Origin of the sequence: Bacillus cereus group sp. MG4 (assembly GCF_040460055.1) — a bacterium.
Classification (GTDB): domain Bacteria; phylum Bacillota; class Bacilli; order Bacillales; family Bacillaceae_G; genus Bacillus_A; species Bacillus_A wiedmannii.
Genome location: NZ_JARVGZ010000004.1, coordinates 19,360 through 38,885, shown reverse-complemented (window position 1 = coordinate 38,885; position 19,526 = coordinate 19,360). Strand labels below are relative to the sequence as shown.

The following is a 19,526-nucleotide window of genomic DNA, read 5'->3' as shown; positions in this document are numbered from 1 at the left end:
GAAATGAAATGCCAATCGATTATAAAAATGTTTTAAAAAAGATGGGACTTACGGTTACAGCGACTTCTTTGTCTGTAGGGATTTTATCCGGATGTAGCTTGTTTGGTTCAGAGCAAAGTAAGAAGACGGATAAAAAAGCATCTGTTTCTAAAAAAGTGGAAAATGAGAAAAAGAAACAAGAAGAAAAGAAAGAGCCGGAAAAGTTAGAAGAAAAGGATTTTGCTTCTTTGACAGAAAATGCTGTGAAGAGTCAGGAGTCTAACAAAAATGTAGCATTTGTATTAGATCATATGGAAAAGCAACAATTAAACAAAAAAGATAAACAGATTGCAAGTCATATCAAAAATTCAGATGAAGCGACATCTCGTGTCGTGGCTATGTTAGACCAGGAGTTGTCAAAATCGAGTCATTTGAATACAGATGATGTTGCGATTGTTGCATCGAATAGTATTCCAACAGAAACGAAAGGTAATCAACTTGTATTTGGAAATATAAAAGATACAACAGTAGCTAGCATCGGAGATGTAATCCCACAAGAAAATGTAAAACCGCCTGTTATTGAAGAAAAACCTTCTATTCCATTACCAGACCCGCCAACAGATGGAGGAGATAAGCCAAAACCTCCGGTAGACCCGCCAACAGATGGGGGAGACAAACCGAAGCCTCCGGTAGATCCGCCGACAGACGGAGGAGACAAACCGAAGCCTCCGGTAGATCCGCCAACAGATGGAGGAGATAAGCCAAAACCTCCGGTAGATCCGCCAACAGATGGGGAAGACAAACCGAAGCCTCCAGTAGATCCGCCGACAGATGGAGGAGACAAACCGAAGCCTCCGGTAGATCCGCCAACAGATGGGGAAGACAAACCGAAGCCTCCGGTAGATCCGCCAACGGACGGAGGAGACAAACCGAAGCCTCCGGTAGATCCGCCAACGGACGGAGGAGACAAACCGAAGCCTCCGGTAGATCCGCCAACAGATGGGGGAGACAAACCGAAGCCTCCGGTAGATCCGCCAACGGACGGAGGAGACAAACCGAAGCCTCCGGTAGATCCGCCAACGGACGGAGGAGACAAACCGAAGCCTCCGGTAGATCCGCCAACAGATGGAGGAGATAAGCCAAAACCTCCGGTAGATCCGCCGACAGATGGGGGAGACAAACCGAAATCATCCGTTTTAGTTTAATGATAGAAGGGAAAGAGTAGGGTGAACATATTGGGAGTTATATGGCTTGTTTTGTTATCGCTGTTCTTTATTCATGGGGTACGTAAAAGAAGTCGGAAAGTATGTACGTGCATATTACTGATGACGTTCATTTCTCTAACCATAATGTTTCCAGATATGTTAGATGTCGCAAAAACATTACTAACCCCTATATCGTTTGAAGAATAATAAGATATTGTACAGGAGCTATTGAATCAAGAAAATATAGTGAAAACAAAAGGAGACAAAATTCAACCAACTTGTGTATAAAGAATGATATAAGGGGGATATAACATGTTTCAAACAAATGAGATATTGAACATAAAGGAAAATTTAAAGATTGTTGGCGATATTGCTACAGGTAAAACAACAATTTTAAAAGAACTTGCTATCAAGTTGGATAACGTACTGGTTTTAGATTTTATTGGTGAGTATGAAGATCTTAAAGAATTGTTTAAAGGAGATAAGTTAAATGTTATAAACCTGTGCGATCGGGCCTGTCCGAAAGTGGAATTGAGCAAAGAAATAATTGATTTAGCTAAACAGCATGACTTTGTAATAATTGATGACACATTTTATTTATTTGCTGAAGAAGTAAATGGTTTTTTATCATTTTTACAACAAATGAAAGAGGCAAACACAAAAATCATAGCCAGTTTTCAAACATTACCTCCAATAGAAATTGATATTAAATTTCCTCAATTCATTATGCTTAATCGATGAATACTTTTTAAGTACAAATTAGGATTTCGTTTAGAAAAGATAGCAAGCTGGTTGGATATTCAACCAGCTCTTTTTATATAGAAATTTATAGGAGAAATAGAAATATGAGAGATGGAGGAGAGGTTATGGAATTACAACCAATTGTAACAATTCCCAAAATAGATTGGTTGCCAATAGAAGTTGTGTTTGTATTCCCTATTCTTATTTTAACAATAGTTGGTATCTTGGGAATATATAAAGAGTATTCATTAAACAAAAATAAAAAATAAATTTTGTCATATATGTTTCATGCAATTTGAATTTTGAATAGAAAAGGGGGATTTGGAATGGATCATATAAAGAAATTGGCTCGTAGTAATCATGTTCATTTTTTAGGATTACTTTATTTGTTAATAGTCGGGATGTTTGGTTGGTGGCATGGAATTACATGGTATCAAGGGATAGGAAGTTGGATGCCCTGGTATCAAGAGTCAAGTATTGCTTTTGAGAGAGCAGATATGTATCTTTTGATGACAGTTCTTTTGATTGGAGCTAGTTTCATGACAGGGGTACTAGTAATGGGTCAGGACTATAAAAAATTGACTATCCTTAAGGTAAGCTATTTGTTTGGATTATCGACATTGATGTTAAGTGGTGTTTGTGGCGGTTTTCTTGCTTTCGGTTTCTTTCTCGGATACAAAGATGGAGCTTTTTATCCGTTATTTTTCCTTGTAACAGGTATTGTAGTTGGTTTGCAAATAACAAGAATAGCCTTAAAACAGACGTCACAACCTGAAAAGAATACTTTGGCACACGAATGATAAATAAAACGGATCACAAGCTGGTTAAACCTTCAACTGGCTCTTTTATTTTCTAAAAAGGAGGAAAAATGGATAGCGTACGGGAGAAAGTTAAGTTTAGGAATTTACACTATTTTAGGCGTATTAGGAATTACTTATATCATGTGGGGCGTAAATGATTCTGGATATGAATGGACAAAAGGTCATACAATCAATGGAATTACTCTCTTTGGTATGTTTTATGTCTTAATGGTTCTGTTAATACGTTTCATTATGGATAGAAAGTTGACGAAAAAAATATTGTTATTAGAAATTCCATTAGCAATTGTAATAGCAGTTGGTTTGATTGCTAGTATTGCATTTGTAGCAGAACAGAAAATACATTCTCTATCTCTTTTTATGGCTGTTTTATTAGTAGTACCTGTTATATTAAGTTTACTGCGAATTGGGTACTCACAATGGAAATTTTACAAAGAAATGGAATGTAACTTGAAGAAAAGAGGTCAGATATGATAGTAACGTATGTAATGTTTTTGTTGGGATTTATTGTGCTGATGTTTATTTTCTACACGGTAGAGGTTCAAAAAATGATCCAAGACACTATATATAAAATTTGGGAAAAAGACAAACAAAAGATGATAAGATAATATGAAGTGACCTCCTAAATTATCAAGTCAGGGATTTTAACCCATAATAATGAATGAAAACAAACACCATGAATGGGGTTATACCCTATGATAATAGGAGGCCACTATGGAAAATATAATCTATATTGGGATGGATGTCCACAAAGAAAGCTTTAGCTTATGTGCATTGCACGGAACAACTGGGGAAATTGTAAGAGAAGCACGATGTGCTTCAAATGTATCTCTCGTAAAAAAATTCGTAACTACTCAGCTTCCTCAGACAAAAAAGCATGCTAAATACATGTTTCCAATTCGAAAACATGAAAAAAAATATGCCCATAAGAGAAAGAATCTAGATCGAATCGAGAATTTCTCTTATGAAATCGTGCAATTCCAAGGAACCGTTCCGGTTTCTATAACCTGACCTATCGCTTGTAAGACAGATTGTTTTTGTTTTTTCATGGTGCTTATAAAGCTTCGTATCTGACAAAAAGATTCTGCGCCTTTCTTACTTCGAAACGTTCCAGACACTTTCTGTTTGACTTTCGTCATTCGAATATCCCGTTCTGCTTGATTGTTATCAAATGGAATGTCTGGATGTTCTAAAAATGCTAGAATTCTGTCAGCATATTTGACGAAGCGATTCCATAAATTTTGAGCAGGCGTCTGTTTTCCTTTCTTTTTTGGTTCTGAAGAAAATACTTGTTTTTCTTTTAATATAGCTTGATAGGCAGTCGACAGATTCTCTTGCTCTGCTTTTGGCAGGAGTCCTTTGTATTGTTTTTTTAGCGTTAAGGCTTGCGTTAAAAACTCCTGCATCTGTTGTGCCCATTTTTCTCCGGTACTATCTATAATTCCTTGTAAATCTCGTAAGAGGTGGGCATTACATAATACGTGACGACAATCTGTATACGCATCATATGATTTCCAACCATCATGCATCGCGATTCCAGAAAAAGACGGCAAGATTTCTCCAGCATCCATTGCTTCTTTTCCGCGTTTTTGATGAATATGTTGCAATGTCACCTCCGGTGTACTGGCAGTATGTAACCATTGTGTTTTATTTTCTACACGCATACCGGTTTCATCAAAATGGACAACAGAAGACTGAAGGATCTGGTCTTTTACTTCTTGGAGAAAAGGCTGCAATTGAGCCGAAAAACTGTTTGTATGATTGACTAACGTTCCTTCACTGATAGAATGTCCAAAACAATCTTGAAAGAATTCTTTTGTTCTTTTTAAAGAAAGACACTGATAATGCGTTAAATAGGGGATTAGTCTTTTTATATTTGGACCATATTGAACAGGACGAGAGACAGTAGAAGGAAACTGGGATTCTTGAATAGAATGGCAATGTGGGCATTCTTTTTGTTCCACTTTATGTTCCGTCACTTCTATCTGGATAGGTGGTAAATCATACACTTGGCGAATGCGGTATCCTTTTACAGGCTCATGGTCTAAAGAAGTATAGCAACAAGTACAATAGGTAGGAGAATATGTAATTGTATGGTCTGGAGTCGCTGTCAAACCAAGAGTATGTCCTTTGTGGCCCAACTGGCCACCGGTTTGACGCTGGGATGATTTTCGCAAACTTTTTGTAATAGGCTTACGAAAACCATCTGTAGAGGGTGGTTTATGACTATTTGTAGAGTTTTTTTTTGAACGATTTTCTAATTCTTCTATACGCTCTTTTAAATTCTGTATTTGACTTTCTAATTGATGAACAAAATCGCAAATAGCTTGAGGTCCCTTTTGATAGACAGCTAGAATTTCTTGTTTTTTCAACATAAATACCACCTCCTTGTATGATATATCTAGTATTCACACAAAAAGTACATATCAGACTAGTAAATGAAAAAAGCCTCCGTGAGGAAGCTGAGTAGTTACAAAAATTCGTTGAGAAACTAAAAACAAAATATGGTGAAGATATAAAAATTAAAGCTGGATATGAGGCGGGTTGTTTAGGGTATTCACTTCATAATCTTCTTGAACAAAATGGGATTGATTGTGATATTTTAGCTCCAACAACCATGTACAGTTCATCTAAAAATAAAATGGTGAAGAATGACAAATTTGATGCTAAAATGATTGCTCTTAACTTAGCTAATGGCACCTATAAAGAAGTATATGTTCCAGAAGAAGAGGATGTTGCCGTAAAAGAGTATATCCGCATGCTAGGTGATTTTAAAACGTCATTGAAGAAGATGAAACAACAGATAAAAGCATTCCTTTTAAGACATGGCTATGTGTATGAAGGAAAATCAAGCTGGACAATCGCTTACATGAAATGGTTAAAGAATCTTGATTTACAAGGATTATTCAAAGAAACGTTAGATGAATATCTATTACAGTATGATGTTCTAGTTGATAAAATTGAGCGATTCAGTCTGAGACTAGAAGAATTATCTCATAGTGAAAGATACGAAGAACCCATCGCAAAGTTAAGATGCCTAAAAGGTATAGATACAACATCGGCAATGACTGTTCATGTGGAAATTGCAGACTTCACTCGTTTTCCCACGGCTAAAGCATTTATGACTTATGTAGGATTGACGCCAAGCGAAAGTTCTAGTGGAGAAAAAATCAGTCGACGTTCGATTACAAAACAAGGCAATTCGACCGTTAGGTCTACTCTTGTAGAATGTGCAAATGCATTGGTAAAAGGAGCAATCGGATTAAAATCGAAACGAGTGAAAGCGAGACAAAAAGGGCAACGAAGCGAAGTAATTTCCTATGCAGATCGGGCAGTAGAAAGGTTACAAAGAAAATATCATCGAATGATGTATCAAGGGAAACCCAGAAATGTTGCTATTACAGCGGTTGCAAGAGAACTTGGGTGTTTTATCTGGGGGTTAGAAACAGGAAAAATTTAAAAAATCAAAAAGGGATATGAAGTTGATTCATTCATTGTTAGAGACCAAAGGTATCAATTGATGGCATAGGTGAGCTTCAGAGATAGTGAATTACAGGTCTGGCTATCTATGTCCCTCCTTTTCTGGCGCAGCTGAAATTCTGATAAACAAGCTATTTATTAGAATGTGAAAAGATGTGATCCACGCAATAAGATTATAAGAGCCTAACGACGGACCATTAACCTGAGGTAACCAATCCACGAATAACAGAGTGGTTAACTGTCGATAGATCTTATTTCTGAAGCTTTTGTATGCCATCAAGAAAAAATATTATGGTTGAAAAACTATTGACAAAGGTCACTTCATAACAGGAGGGGATAACGTGCATGTGCAACAAAAAGCGCCACTCAAGTATAAATTAGCTGAATGGAAAGTACTCATCCCGATGAGTACTTTTTTGTTTAGTGGAATCTTTCTTATCGCAAATTTTTTAGGAAACATCATCGTAGAAGTAGTGAAAACAACTTTTTCGGATTTATTACATCCAAAACCTTTTCATATTGGAATAGAGGATCTATATACCTTTGAACATCCTTTTTTCCTATATCTGATTTTATTCTTAATTGCGAGCTTATGTACATTGCAATTCACTTATAAAATTCGCTCAAGCTTTAAAGACTTGAATCAGAATCAAAAAGACTCCTCCCGTTTTGCGACTTTAGATGAAGTCAAACAGCAATATCGTGCCATTCCAGATAAAACAGAACGATATGAAGGAAAGGGTGGCGTTGTCATTTCTCGTTATGATGTGGTTTCATGCAAATCCATTTTAAAACAAGCAAAAAGGGTTATAGATGCAAAAGGGATGGAAAAATGGGGAGAAATTAAGAAATTAAAAGATAGTGCAAAGGCAGGACGATTATTAATTGATGATGGTGCAGTTAGTAACCTAATCATCGGTACAACAAGGTCTGGTAAAGGGGAAACCTTTGTATTTCCAACGATTGATGCGTATTCTCGTGCAGAAATACAACCCTCTATAATCGCGAATGACCCGAAGGGTGAATTGCTGGCAGCATCTAAAAAAACGTTGGAACAACGAGGTTTCCATATTGAAGTTTTAAATTTAATTAATCCTTTAGAGTCCATGAGTTATAACTTGCTTCAACTCATTAAAGATGCCTACAAACAAGGAGATACAGCGACAGCACAAACACTTTGTAATACATTATCCTACTCTCTTTACTACAATCCAAATGTAAAAGATCCATTTTGGAATAATAGTTCGATGAGTTTATGTAATGCATTAATTTTAGCGATTATAGATAAATGTATAGAGGAAAAAACAGAAGATAAAATTTGTATGTACACGGTTGCTAATATGTTATCAGAGCTTGGTTCGAAAGAGATTGTGATTGATAAACAAGGAAATACGAAAAATGTATTAGATATATATTTTGAAATGCTTCCGGCTGATAGTGTAGCCAAAATGCAATATGCGACTTCGAATTTTGCGAAAGGTGGCACAACACGAGGTGGTATTTTTAGTACAACAATGAGTAAACTATCCATCTTTACATTCGAAGGGATTGCAAAAATGACATCCCGTAATAATATCGATTTGAAGCGAATTGGCTTTGGGAAAAGCATACAAGGAAAAGGAACACCAAGGGTGCGGGTACAAATTATATTCCCGGATGGTTCGAAAGAGAGTATCAAAACAGATACAGAAGGACGTTTTGAACTGAACTTTAAGCAAAAAGTAAAGAAGGGACAACGTATCCATGTAATGGAAAGCGAAACAAAGAAGAAAATGATTGTAGAAGTTCAAACGATTAACAAGGATACAGGTGAAACAACATATAAAGTTGCCGAGAAGCAAGATGGATTACAAATTGAAAACATTGTTATTTTCGAAAAACCAATTGCGGTCTTTATGATCGTTCCAGATTACGATTCTAGTAATCATGTGATTGCTTCTATCTTTATTAGACAGCTATATTTTGTGCTATCTAAGTATGCTGGTTTAGCTCGTGGTGGGAAGTGTCATAGAGAAGTAGTTTTCCTTTTGGATGAATTTGGTAACATGCCACCGATTGATGATATGGGGAATATCGTTACGGTTTGTTTAGGTCGAAATATTCGCTTTAACCTAATTGTGCAAGCCCTTCCCCAATTAAAAATGAAATACGGAGACGCAAGTACAACGATTCAAGACAATTGCGGGAATCAAATCTATATTCAATCCGGGAATAAGGAAACCGCTAAAGAAATATCCGAAAAGTTAGGAAATCAAACAATCAATTCGTTGTCTCGAAGTGGAAAAGGATTGTCTATTGATAAGAGTAAAACGGAAGGAATCGATACAAAACCATTATTAACACCAACTGAGTTAATGAGATTCCAAGAAGGAGAAAGCGCCATTATACGCTTTATGAAGCGTCGGGATAATAATTTTGAAAAGATAGAGCCGTTTCCGATTCTAAATCGTGGGAAAACAGTCATGAAATATCGCTGGGAATATTTATGGGATGATTTTGATACAGACCAATCGATTTTAGATATCGATATTCGTTCTTTACATGAATATGTGAATCCAAGGGACCTCATTATTGACTTCTTCCCAAAACAAGAAGAGGAACCACCTGAACAAACAGAGGAACAAAAATTAAATGTAGCAGTATCTGAACCAAAACCAGTTCCGCTTCCTTCAGAAGAGGATCCGGAGGAGCCACAATTTGCGGATATTGATGAAGATATTGAGATTCCTGAAGAGGCGTATGCATCTGAGCCGAGTTCAGTGTACGAATCAGAACCGTCTAGTCCATTTGAGCCACTTACCTTAGAAAATTGGAAGCATAAAACAGCAGAAGAATTCTTTGAAACACATCGTTCCATTTGGAACATCATTGAAAAACAATGTATGAGGCAATGGAACAAATCATTAGCGGATATTCAAGCAAGTACAATGGAAAACTTTATTGATGAGCTGAAGATATTAGTGACAACAGGAGAAATTGATAAGAATATTTATCGTCTGATTAACGGGAAATACGGTGAAGTTATGGATAGTTTACTAGAAAAAGAAGGCGTGAAGGAGGAAGTATGATGCAAGTAACCAATCCCTTACAACATATTTTGCAAGTTTACGGGAAACAAGTAAAAGCGGGAAAAGAAGTGATGATTGGGCTTACAAATGGTGTTGTGTTTTTACAGCCAGGAGGAGTCGGTGAAGCACCGATTGTCATTCGGGTAGATGAAGTAGATGAGCATCTTGATATGACCATACAAGAAGTATTCGGAGCGTAAGAGAGGAAGGTGAAATCATGAATGATGAAAAAGTCTTAGAAATATTGAAGATGTTTAATGATTATTTAGAAATTGGTGGCTTTATCAATTATATACTCCGTTCGATTGGTTGGATGATTATTATTGGATTGTCATATCTGGTAGATGCATTAGAAGGAATCACAGATAAAATTCTTTTAGTTAAAACGTTGTTTGCTTCAGAAGAGGTACAGTCTTTTGTACGAGATTTTCAACCAATTTTGTATGTACTATTTGCTTTTTCACTGATTTATATTGGATACACATTGATATTTAATAGAAAAACGAATCGAGAACAAATTGCAGTCAACATTTTTATTAGTATGGGTGTAATTGTGTTACTGAGTACAGCTATGATGCAAGCAGATAAGTTTACAGATAAAGCGATTAAGGCGGTGGATCTCAAAGGAAGTGGAACAACAAGTGAAAAAATTATAAAAGATGGTCTCACGGATGTAGCACAGTTCGATATAGAAAAGTGGAAAACGACAAAATTGAAAGAACCTAATAAAATTCCACAAGAGAACATTAGAAGAATTGATATTTTAGAGAAAATAGATAAGGGTTTTAAGATAGATAAAGATACAGATTTATCAGGTGATGGAAAAAGAATCTTAGAAAAGAAAATGAGTATTGCACCAGATGGAAAAGAAGTGCTCATCGATTTGAAGAATGGTTGGTTTGATTTTTGGCCAGATAAATATTATCGATGGGACTGGGAGTTCTGGAAAATTGCTCCGTCTCTATTTGTCATTGGTATGACCCTGTTATTTACAGCGATCAAACTTGGGAAATTGTGTTTTGAACTAGCCTTCAGCTACATTCTAGCAAACTTAGTTGCACCGGCAGATGTGGCAAACGGACAGAAGACAAAGCATATTCTTCTTAATATCTTAAATTCTTTTTTAATTATGATTATGATCTTTATTTCATTAAAACTTTACCTCATCGGTATGAATTATATTCATGAAAATATGAATGGGATTGCTTACGTCTTGGCTTTAGTTTGTTTAAGTCTTGCGGTCGTAGATGGTCCGGTTATTTGTGAACGCATCTTTGGTATTGATGCAGGACTTAAAAATGGCTGGGGAATCGTTGCAGGTGGATACGCACTTGGAAAAGGACTTAGTAAAGCGACCGGCGGTATAGCGTCGAAGGCTGGCAACATGTTAAAAAGTACAGGTAATGGTGCATTACAAGCAGGTGCGGGTGCCGCCGGCATCGCAAACGGATATAAAAATGCAGGGAAAACAAATGGTGGTGAACAAAAGGAGCAGAAGCAAGCCAAAGAACAACAAGGTAAAGAGAATGGAAAAGAAGGGAAAGAAAAGCAAGGCAATGCCGATGGCGGGGCAAATGGAACCGGTCAATCAGGTTCTGGAACAGAAAAAAGTCAAGCGTCCCAAGGCGAGGCAGGCGGTGGCGCAATGTCCTTGCAAGATGAAATGAAATCGTCTGGTTTTGATAAAGAGGTTAAAAATGAAGGGCAGGGTTCTTCAGCGAATGTATCCGGCGGAATGCAATCTGGAGGTAGTGGAGCGCCAACAAGTGCACCAGGCGGAAGTAAACCTGGGGGTAGCGGAGCGCCATCAAGTACACCAGCAACATCTCAACCAGGTAGTAGCGGAATACCAACAAGTGCACCAGAATCATCTCAACCAAGTCATAGCGGAGCACCATCAAGTGGTGAGAGCTCTTCAAGTTCATCTCGTCCAGTAGATACAGCGCCATCTTCTACAAATGATATCCCAGCACCGCAAAGAGAAAATCGTACAATTGGACAATATGCAAAGGATCGCCTTTCCAATGCTTTTCATAATTCTCCAACGGTACAACAGACAAAACGTTCTTATCAACTTGGACAAAATACAGGGGAGAGTTTACGAAACAAAGGTCAAAATAAGGGCGAGAGTCAGAAGCCAAATGTAAATCAGAATCCAAAAAGAGATCCTAGAAAAGATGCATAGGGTGGAGCACAGTAAGCATACAAGGAATGCTTACTTTTTTTCGGTTTGAAAAGGAGGAAATGTAAATGGCAAGTTATAATATTCCGAAAGAAATACGAACGGAATTAAAGATTAACAAAGCGTTATTTTTATTTGATCTACTGTTTATTATTGGGCTTGTGGTTTTCACCATGACAACGAAGCCTTTGATTCATCCCATGTTTCAAATTCCATATTATATTTTTATGTTGATAGTAGGAGTGATTTTGATTGTTCGTCCAAATACAAATCCACAAAAACGGATGTTTGAGGCATTGTTTATTGCGTTAGCCAGAAAGCGTTCTACGTATTGTGCAATTGACCAGGAACAAGACTGAAGGAGGAAATGGGATGGCATTATTCAATGAAAAAGAAATGAATAGACAGGTAGAAAAGAAGAGCGAAACCAAACCTTCTCCCCAACCACTAAAACAAGAAAAGAAACCAGGCGAGGTAGTGAAAATAAAAGGATTTCAAGAAAAGAAAGAAACGCAACCTTTCGTTTCTCCTTTGAGAGAAGAAGTCGTGCCGGTGAAGAAAACAAAGAAAAATATGATGCAACATTTAGGAAATAAGAAGCAAGAGGTTGTACAAAAAACAGCGAAGATTGACGAGGATTCGGGAAGAGTAGGGAAAAAGGAAAAAGAGAAAAAAGTAAAAAAAGCTAAAAAGCAAGAAAAACCACCTCATATAAAAAAGAGTATTGCAGAGATTATTCCAATTATTGATATCACTGAAAATGGCGTTTTTGAATTCCGGGAAGAACAAGGTTTTGTAGATATCTTGCAGATCCAGGGAACTGATATTTACTCCATGAACGAGGAAGAAGCTGAATTTGCGATTTACCACCTCGCACACTATTACCAATCATATCAAGAGTCCATCAAAGTTGTATCTATGAATTTTCCTGTTTCTACAGAACCGCAACAACGTTTTCTACTCAAGAAGATTGAAGCGTGTCAGAATCCATTATATGAACGTTTCCTCGTACAAAAATTGAAAGAACTTCAATATTTAGAATGGGGGCGCACAAACCGGGAGTACTTTTTATTTGTGTATGGTGAGAATGAACTGGTTGTAAAAGAACGGGTCGAGTCGTCAAAAAGGTACTTGCAACGATGTATACCATTATTAGAAATGGAAGAGGAAAAGAAAATAGAAATTCTATATAAATTGCATAATCAAAACTCGAAAATTGGTTCGAAAAAATAAGGAGAGGTGATGGGTGTGTCTGTACTAAATTTTTTGAAGAGAAAGAAAAAGAAAGAAGAGAAAAAAGAAAAGAAACAAATTAATAAAGAATTAGTTTCCCAGATTCAACCGCAAGGGGGCATTCACTTTAAAGAATTATATGTGCAAGGTGGAGATGGATTACAAACTTGTATTCATGTATACGGGTATCAAACGACAGTAAATGACTTTTGGTTAGAACCTATCATGAATATGCCGAATGTAATTACAACGTTAGATATTATAAGTGACAGCCGAAAAGTAGTGATTGAATCCATTAATAAATCAATGGCAGAACAAAGCGTTCGACATGCGAACGCAAAAGAAAATATTGAACGAATTGAAGCGGAACAACAGTTTAAAGAGTTGGAACAGTTGTATCAACAAGTATCCAAAGGAGAGGTGCTGAAGCGAGTTCATTTACGTATTTATATTTCGGCAAGAACGATGGCGGAGTTAGAAAAACAAGCAAAAGAAGTCATGGAAACACTAGAATCTTATAATTTTAGAGGTGCCATATTCCTAAATGAACAAGAACATGAATGGGCTTCCCTCACATCAAGTTTTGAGATGCAAAAGCAATATATTAATAAACGAAATGGAAAAGAAGTGCCGGCTCTTTCTTTAGCTGGAGGATTCCCGTTTCACTTTACATTCCTAAATGATCCATACGGTATTTACTATGGCACAACCAAAACAAAAGGGAGTGTCATTTTTGATTTGTTTCATAAAGATGCACAGCGAAAAAGTTATAATGCGGTTGTAATCGGGAAAATGGGAGCTGGTAAGTCAACCTTGCTGAAAAAAATCATGAGTGATTATGCGATGAAGGGTTATAAAATCAGAGGATTTGATATTACAGGTGAATTTGAAGAGATTGTACGAGAGTATAATGGAAAACAATTTGCACTGGATGGGTCACAAGGACAAATTAATCCGCTTCAAGTGTATAAGACGGCTGAAACTGAAGAAGGTTCGTTTACCCAGCATTTATCTAAAATGAGTATCTTTTATCGCTTTATTGCGCCAGAAGCAAAAGATGATGAGATTAAGGAGTATGAGAATTTACTGCGTAAAATGTATGTGGCCAAGAAATTATGGAGTGATGAATCGGAAGCTGTCAATCGTATTACGAGCTTACCAGCAAGTGAATATCCGATTTTCTCCGATTATTTACATTTTGTTCGTACAGAATTATATGAAGATATAAAGAAAGGAATCTACCGTTCTAATGTGAGTCCGACTCGTAAGGAACGGTTAGAACTGATTGAATTAAACCTTATTAATTTAGTAGACAATTATGGACATTTATTTAACGGTATTTCCACGATAGAAGATTTCTCTAAAGAGCAAATCGTCTTTTTTTCATTACGCCATCTTATGAGTTTAAAAGAAGAAATCTATCAAGCACAGATTTTCAGTGTGATGAACTTAATGTGGGATGAGATGCTAGAAAACGGAAAACCGCAGTGGAAAGCGTTTGACAGAAAGGAATTAAAATTTGAAGACGTAATGCGTTTTCTCATTATTATGGATGAAGCACATCATTTGATAAATACAAGTGAACGTAGTCAACATGCGGTGGATTTTACGATTAAGTTTAGCCGAGAAGCACGTAAATATTTTGCAGGGATTGTATTTGCGAGTCATTCCATACGAGACTTTGTACCAGAGGATGCAAGTGTGGCCGCGGTAGAAAAAATTAAGACACTCTTTGAACTTACGCAGTACAAATTTATTATGCAACAAGATAGCAACAATCTAGATATGTTACGAAGAGTGTTTGCGGGGCAAATCAGTACAAGTGAACTGAATGAAATACCGTTTTTACCAACAGGAGATGTGCTCTTATGTATCAGTGCCGTAAAGAATATTTTATTTAAAGTCGATGTGACAGAAGAAGAGTTAGCGTTATTTGGAGGAGGGGCATAATTTATGCATCTTGTACTAAAAATCATTCCGAAAAAGTGGCTCGTTATCATTTCTCTTTGTCTACTTTTTCTCCTTGGAACGATTCTATTAGGAGCTACAATGACACTCATCGGTGGAATGGAGGGGAATAAAAAACAAGGAAACATTACATACCCACAAGGTGGTATAGGGACGGCGAATGTTTCGGCTGAAGTATTGAAATGGGAACCGACAATTCGGAAGTATGCCCAGCAATTCGGTGTCGAGGCGTTCGTCCCGTTAATGCTTAGTCAAATGATGCAGGAGAGTGGCGGACGTGGACTCGATCCGATGCAAAGTTCCGAAGGAGCTTACAATACAAAGTTTTGTAAAGGGCCCAATTGTATTACAGATCCAGACTACTCTATTTGGGCTGGTGTACAAGAATTTAAACATGCGATAGAACGAGCGGGTGTAACGGGACCAGGTGATATGGATCATATTAAAACAGCCTTACAAGCCTACAACTTTGGAACAGGATTCTTCGACTTTATTGCAAAACACGGAGGTAAATATACAAAAGAATTAGCCATTCAATTCTCCGCAGAGCAATATCAAAAGGTAAAACATACAGGTATGTATCGTTGTGTACGACCAGAGATGATACCCTATGGGGCGTGCTATGGCGACGCGCTCTATGTTGATGCGGTGTTGAAATATTATACGCCTGGTGTGCCTGTTAACGGTGGTGGAGGTGTCGTAGGAGGCGGTTCTTCCGGCTCACAAGTTGCTGATGTGGGGCGTCAATGGATAGGACGTTCTACCTATGTATTTGGTGGCGGACGGAACACAAATGACATCGCAAGAGGCATCTTTGATTGTAGTAGTTTTGTACGCTGGGCGTTCGAACAGGTAGGGATGAATGTAAGTCCCATGGGGGCTGTAAGTACAGAAACCTTGAATAAAATTGGCACACAAATTTCACCAATGGAAATGAAAGCTGGCGATGTGATTTTCTTTGATACGTATAAACATGACGGTCATGTTGGCATTGTAATTGACCAGAATACTTTCATTGGTTGTCAAACAAACAAGGGTGTTTCAATCGAAAATTTATCAAACCCATACTGGAGTAAAGTATTTAGTGGGCATGTGAGACGCTATTAAAAAATATAGTCATCCTAAATAAACAAATGCAAGTGAAGGAGGCGGAAAAAATGAGTAAGCCGATTGAAAAGGATAAAAGAATATTTTGGTTTATAACGCTTGCGATTGTGATTGCAGGCGTTACTTTTTTGAACATCTTTCTGTACGCTCGTAACGATGAAATAGGAGATTTAAAACGATTAAAAGTTCAAAAGCAGGTGTTGCAAACTGAAAATGAAGAGCTCAAAAAGAAAGTGAAGGAAACACTTCCTTCGGAACAGGAACAAGAGCGACAAGCTTATCTTTCAACGGTAGAAAAGTTTATTCAGTTGTCGTTTCATCGAGAAAAACAAGGATATGAGGAGCGAAGAGTACAAGCAAAAAAACTCATGAAGGAAGAAATTTTTCAGCTCTTTTATCCAACAGATACATTTGAAATGGAAGAAACATATGTATCCAAACCATCTGATATGAAGTTGTATTTACAGTCTTATATAATTGGTGCTTCTCAAGTAGAAATCATTGCAGAATTTCAAAATACATTGACCATTGGAGCGCAAGGGAAAACGGATAAAACAAAAAATGTGATGAAAGTTACGGTACAAAAAAATCAAGAGAATTGGCAAGTAACCAATGTCGAAGAACTAACAGTTCAAATCATTCCATCCTAAAAAAGTGAGGTGCTAGATACATGGAAGTTGTAAATAGTGGTGTGAATTTAAGACGAAAAAAGTCATGGATATATGGTTTGATTGTAGGATTTATATTGGTCGGTTTTTTCTTGTTTTTTACCTCGAAATTATATGTTCCCTACGAAGAACCAGTTTATCATACAGAACTAAAAAAGCCAGTTGCGTTATTTGGAAGTCGAACAATGACAGTGGAAAGAAGAGCGTATGATCCGGCTTCTCGTACAATAGAAATGTTTCTTCATGTAGAGGGAGGAGATGGAGAAAAATATCAATTCCAAGCACAAGAAAAAGCAAATCCAAATCTTCAATTACCAGTGAAAGTTGTATATCAAGATGATGAAAATATTGTTGTACAAGTGAAAGAGTTATCCCGAAAATGGCAAGCAGTTGCGCTTGATGTGTTTGAAAAAAACAATCGAGATGTGACACTAGAGATAGAGAAAAAGACGGAAGAAGAAAAAGAATCTTCAAAAGAAGATGACAAGCAAACGTTCTTAAAGTCACTCTTCTCCGATCAAAACAAAACGGATATAGAAGAAGGAATTTCACAAAAAAATAAAGGCTCTTATGCGAAAGTGTTTATAGGGGTTGAGCAAAAAACGTTAAAAGAAAAAGTAAAACAATACGATGCAATGATGAAACAAGAAGCATCCAAACAAACACAGTGGCAAGAGCAAATTACGGAATGGAAGAACGATTCTAAGTACCAAACGGAAACAGAAAAAATGGAAACAGATGCGAAAATCAATTCAAAAGAAACGAATATTAGTCAGTCAAAAGAGAAAGTTGAACTATATAAATGGGAGCAAGGACAAATCAAAGAGAAGATTAAAAAATTAGATGAGAAGGCGAAAGATGCGGAGCGGTTATGAAAAAAGTCGGGTCGACCATGACTCGACTTTAGTCGTTTTTGAGTCGACCACGAGTCAACCTATGCAGAAAAGTGGGTCGACCGTGACTCAACTAAAGGGGAATTTGAGTCGACCTCGACTCGACTTTTCGGAGTTCTTCTTGTTCCCACGGTTTCGCTAGGCTTTGCCTAGCTTCACACCCTAGGTGGGAACAAAAACCCCTTATGCTCTTCCCTCTCTTTTTGAGTGGAGATCCCGAATTTAGAGGAGGAAATGAAAATGGAGGTAAGAGTTCGAAATATGAATCCAGTTGCGGTGAAACGAATTGATGAAATTGCAAAAGCAAAAGGGCTTTCAAGAGATAAATTCTTGAGAGGTCAACTAGAGACCTTAGCGTTTTATCAGGAACAACAAAATCGTGAATTGTATCTTCAACAGTTGATAGAAAAAAATATCTATGCGATGGAAAAATGTTTTGAGGTTGCACGAGAGATGGATGCGTTTTTAAAAATGATGACACAGGATGATGAGGCATGAGTCAATCGACAAGTCCTTCACAAGCAACAGTGACACCAGGGGTTGTAACGGTCTCTAAATTTGTGACAGCGGATGGAGAAAGTTTTCAAGATTATGTGGAATATATCGACAGAGAAGAAGCAAAAAAAGAAGGGCAGGCACATCAAAGAATGTTCTCCCTGTACCAAGATTACATGGGGAATTCTGAGAAAACCTCAGCTCTTTTTACAGAGCAGAGTAACAGTTTGGATAAAAAGGAAAAGAAAGACCTAAAAACGATGTTTCAGCTCGCCCAAAAGAATAACAGTATCATGTGGCAAGATGTGATCACATTTGATAATCAGTGGCTAGCAGAACATGGCATATATGACCCGAAAACACGAACAGTTGATGATAAAAAATTGATGGATGTTACCCGCTTAGCGATGAAAGAAATGTTGAAAAGAGAACGATTAGAACATACAGCGGTTTGGTCAGGAGCGATTCATTATAATACAGATAACATTCATATTCATATCGCAACAGTGGAGCCATATCCAACGAGGGACCGTGGCAAAAGAAAACAAACAACATTAGATGCGATGAAAGCGAAAGTGGCTCAAAATATTATGGATCGTGGGCAAGAACAAAAACAGATTAACGATTTGATTCGAAAGAATATGGTTGCAAAAAAGAAAGAAGATTCCACATTCACATGGCGTAATCGAGAATTGAAACCATTATTCCAGTTCATTTATAAACGCTTACCAGAGGATAAAAGGCAATGGCAATACAGTTACAATACATTGCGTCCCCTTCGTCCTTATCTTGATACGTTAACGCAAAAATATATTGAGAAGCATCATAAGGAAGATTATAAACAGTTTCTTCAAAAGTTAGACAAAGAAGTGGATGTGTTAAAGCGAGCGTATGGAGAAGGATCCGGTGATAAGAAACGATATGAGAATTATAAGGAAAATAAAATAGAAGAGCTTCACAAACGAATGGGAAACGCATTTTTGCAAGAGATGAAAGCGTACGATAAGGAACGACAGCGCATTGATAAAATGTTAGACCGAAAGCCTAGAGAGCGAAAGAACTTTCAGCAAAATGTTTCGATGCAATATGCACTTAAAAAGATGGAGGGCGCATTTAAAAGTGAGTATGACAGTTGGAAAAACCAGCGTTATTATGAGCGCCTTCAGAGAGATATTCAACAACAAAATGAGAGGGGATATGAACGATGAAAGAAAACGAGGTAAAGCGGTTATTTACGATTGATGAAGAAACAGATCATTACTTTAGGGCTTATATGGAAGAACATCAAATTCGATATAACGGTGTAGCACTTGCTAAAATGTGTAGAGATCATGAGCAAGCAAAACAACAAGAATGGTCGCTTCGATATATTACAGAAGTTGTGACAAAACATCTTCATGAAGTATTAAAAGAAGAGCTGACAAAAATTCGACTTGGTACCAATAGTGCAGATAAAAATACGCAAATGTTACTTGAGTTTATGAATGGGATTTATGAACATGAAAATTATCAAGGAGTTTGTACAACTGATATCGTAGAAACAGAAGCGACAAAGCATATAAGAAAAGTAGTGGAGGATAGAATTGCACATAAAAGACAAAAGAAGATAGATCATCAGGCGTCCAGAGGACAAAATGAAACAATATTTGTACCTGTTGATGAAATCAATTGATAAGGGAGTGAATGAGA

18 protein-coding genes and 2 pseudogenes are annotated in these 19,526 nt (G+C 37.1%); 19 read left to right on the top strand and 1 reads right to left on the bottom strand.

From position 1 onward, the window contains the following. Window positions 1-8: 8 nt before the first annotated feature. From QCI41_RS30210 to QCI41_RS30805, 6 genes and pseudogenes are all read left to right on the top strand, one after another. Window positions 9-1,184 carry a hypothetical protein gene (locus tag QCI41_RS30210; protein WP_353839067.1) on the top strand — a complete coding sequence of 392 codons (1,176 nt, stop codon included), beginning with the start codon at window positions 9-11 and terminating at the stop codon, window positions 1,182-1,184. A 312-nt stretch (window positions 1,185-1,496) separates the two neighbouring features. After that, complete coding sequence (locus QCI41_RS30205; RefSeq protein ID WP_255288245.1) at window positions 1,497-1,925, top strand: hypothetical protein; 429 nt, start codon at window positions 1,497-1,499, stop codon at window positions 1,923-1,925. A 104-nt stretch (window positions 1,926-2,029) separates the two neighbouring features. Next, window positions 2,030-2,194, top strand: a complete 165-nt coding sequence (locus QCI41_RS30200; protein WP_176545726.1) for a hypothetical protein — start codon at window positions 2,030-2,032, stop codon at window positions 2,192-2,194. 57 nt (window positions 2,195-2,251) lie between these two features. Then, entirely contained in the window at window positions 2,252-2,725 is a 474-nt protein-coding gene (locus QCI41_RS30195) for a hypothetical protein (protein ID WP_353839068.1), read from the top strand. Window positions 2,726-2,866: 141 nt separating this feature from the next. Next, complete coding sequence (locus QCI41_RS30190) at window positions 2,867-3,217, top strand: hypothetical protein (RefSeq protein WP_353839069.1); 351 nt, start codon at window positions 2,867-2,869, stop codon at window positions 3,215-3,217. A 240-nt stretch (window positions 3,218-3,457) separates the two neighbouring features. Then, window positions 3,458-3,592 (top strand): annotated as a pseudogene (locus QCI41_RS30805) (IS110 family RNA-guided transposase); the annotation flags it as partial. 113 nt (window positions 3,593-3,705) lie between these two features. Here QCI41_RS30805 and tnpC read toward each other — a convergent pair. Next, window positions 3,706-5,118, bottom strand: coding sequence for an IS66 family transposase (gene tnpC / locus QCI41_RS30180; RefSeq protein ID WP_353836078.1), 1,413 nt, complete (start codon window positions 5,116-5,118; stop codon window positions 3,706-3,708). Between the two features lie 95 nt (window positions 5,119-5,213). Between tnpC and QCI41_RS30175 the strand changes: the two are divergent. The 13 genes and pseudogenes from QCI41_RS30175 to QCI41_RS30115 form a co-directional block, all read left to right on the top strand. Beyond that, window positions 5,214-6,203 (top strand): annotated as a pseudogene (locus tag QCI41_RS30175) (IS110 family RNA-guided transposase); the annotation flags it as partial. A 361-nt stretch (window positions 6,204-6,564) separates the two neighbouring features. Continuing rightward, window positions 6,565-9,291 (top strand): VirD4-like conjugal transfer protein, CD1115 family, encoded by a 2,727-nt coding sequence (locus tag QCI41_RS30170; RefSeq protein ID WP_353839072.1) that lies wholly within the window; start codon window positions 6,565-6,567, stop codon window positions 9,289-9,291. Beyond that, window positions 9,288-9,491: a hypothetical protein gene (locus QCI41_RS30165; protein WP_353839073.1), complete on the top strand. Its 204-nt coding sequence runs from the start codon at window positions 9,288-9,290 to the stop codon at window positions 9,489-9,491. The genes QCI41_RS30170 and QCI41_RS30165 overlap by 4 nt, the downstream gene beginning before the upstream one ends. A 17-nt stretch (window positions 9,492-9,508) precedes the next feature. Continuing rightward, window positions 9,509-11,476, top strand: coding sequence for a pLS20_p028 family conjugation system transmembrane protein (locus QCI41_RS30160; protein ID WP_353839074.1), 1,968 nt, complete (start codon window positions 9,509-9,511; stop codon window positions 11,474-11,476). A 65-nt stretch (window positions 11,477-11,541) separates the two neighbouring features. Next, window positions 11,542-11,832 carry a DUF5592 family protein gene (locus QCI41_RS30155; RefSeq protein ID WP_016121225.1) on the top strand — a complete coding sequence of 97 codons (291 nt, stop codon included), beginning with the start codon at window positions 11,542-11,544 and terminating at the stop codon, window positions 11,830-11,832. A 13-nt stretch (window positions 11,833-11,845) separates the two neighbouring features. Further along, window positions 11,846-12,706 carry a hypothetical protein gene (locus tag QCI41_RS30150; protein WP_353839075.1) on the top strand — a complete coding sequence of 287 codons (861 nt, stop codon included), beginning with the start codon at window positions 11,846-11,848 and terminating at the stop codon, window positions 12,704-12,706. Between the two features lie 9 nt (window positions 12,707-12,715). Further along, window positions 12,716-14,656: a VirB4 family type IV secretion system protein gene (locus QCI41_RS30145; protein WP_098679180.1), complete on the top strand. Its 1,941-nt coding sequence runs from the start codon at window positions 12,716-12,718 to the stop codon at window positions 14,654-14,656. A gap of 3 nt (window positions 14,657-14,659) precedes the next feature. After that, the gene (locus tag QCI41_RS30140; protein ID WP_353839077.1) at window positions 14,660-15,781 is read left to right on the top strand and encodes a bifunctional lytic transglycosylase/C40 family peptidase; all 1,122 of its coding nucleotides are present in this window, start codon (window positions 14,660-14,662) and stop codon (window positions 15,779-15,781) included. Between the two features lie 50 nt (window positions 15,782-15,831). Beyond that, window positions 15,832-16,431, top strand: coding sequence for a MerR family transcriptional regulator (locus QCI41_RS30135; RefSeq protein ID WP_353839078.1), 600 nt, complete (start codon window positions 15,832-15,834; stop codon window positions 16,429-16,431). A gap of 20 nt (window positions 16,432-16,451) precedes the next feature. After that, window positions 16,452-17,324 (top strand): hypothetical protein, encoded by an 873-nt coding sequence (locus QCI41_RS30130; RefSeq protein WP_353839079.1) that lies wholly within the window; start codon window positions 16,452-16,454, stop codon window positions 17,322-17,324. Window positions 17,325-17,582: 258 nt separating this feature from the next. After that, window positions 17,583-17,840 (top strand): hypothetical protein, encoded by a 258-nt coding sequence (locus tag QCI41_RS30125; protein ID WP_086401515.1) that lies wholly within the window; start codon window positions 17,583-17,585, stop codon window positions 17,838-17,840. Then, entirely contained in the window at window positions 17,837-19,045 is a 1,209-nt protein-coding gene (gene mobP2 / locus QCI41_RS30120) for a MobP2 family relaxase (RefSeq protein ID WP_353839081.1), read from the top strand. Before QCI41_RS30125 ends, mobP2 begins: the two co-directional genes overlap by 4 nt. Beyond that, window positions 19,042-19,509 carry a hypothetical protein gene (locus QCI41_RS30115; RefSeq protein WP_353839083.1) on the top strand — a complete coding sequence of 156 codons (468 nt, stop codon included), beginning with the start codon at window positions 19,042-19,044 and terminating at the stop codon, window positions 19,507-19,509. Before mobP2 ends, QCI41_RS30115 begins: the two co-directional genes overlap by 4 nt. Window positions 19,510-19,526 lie beyond the last annotated feature (17 nt).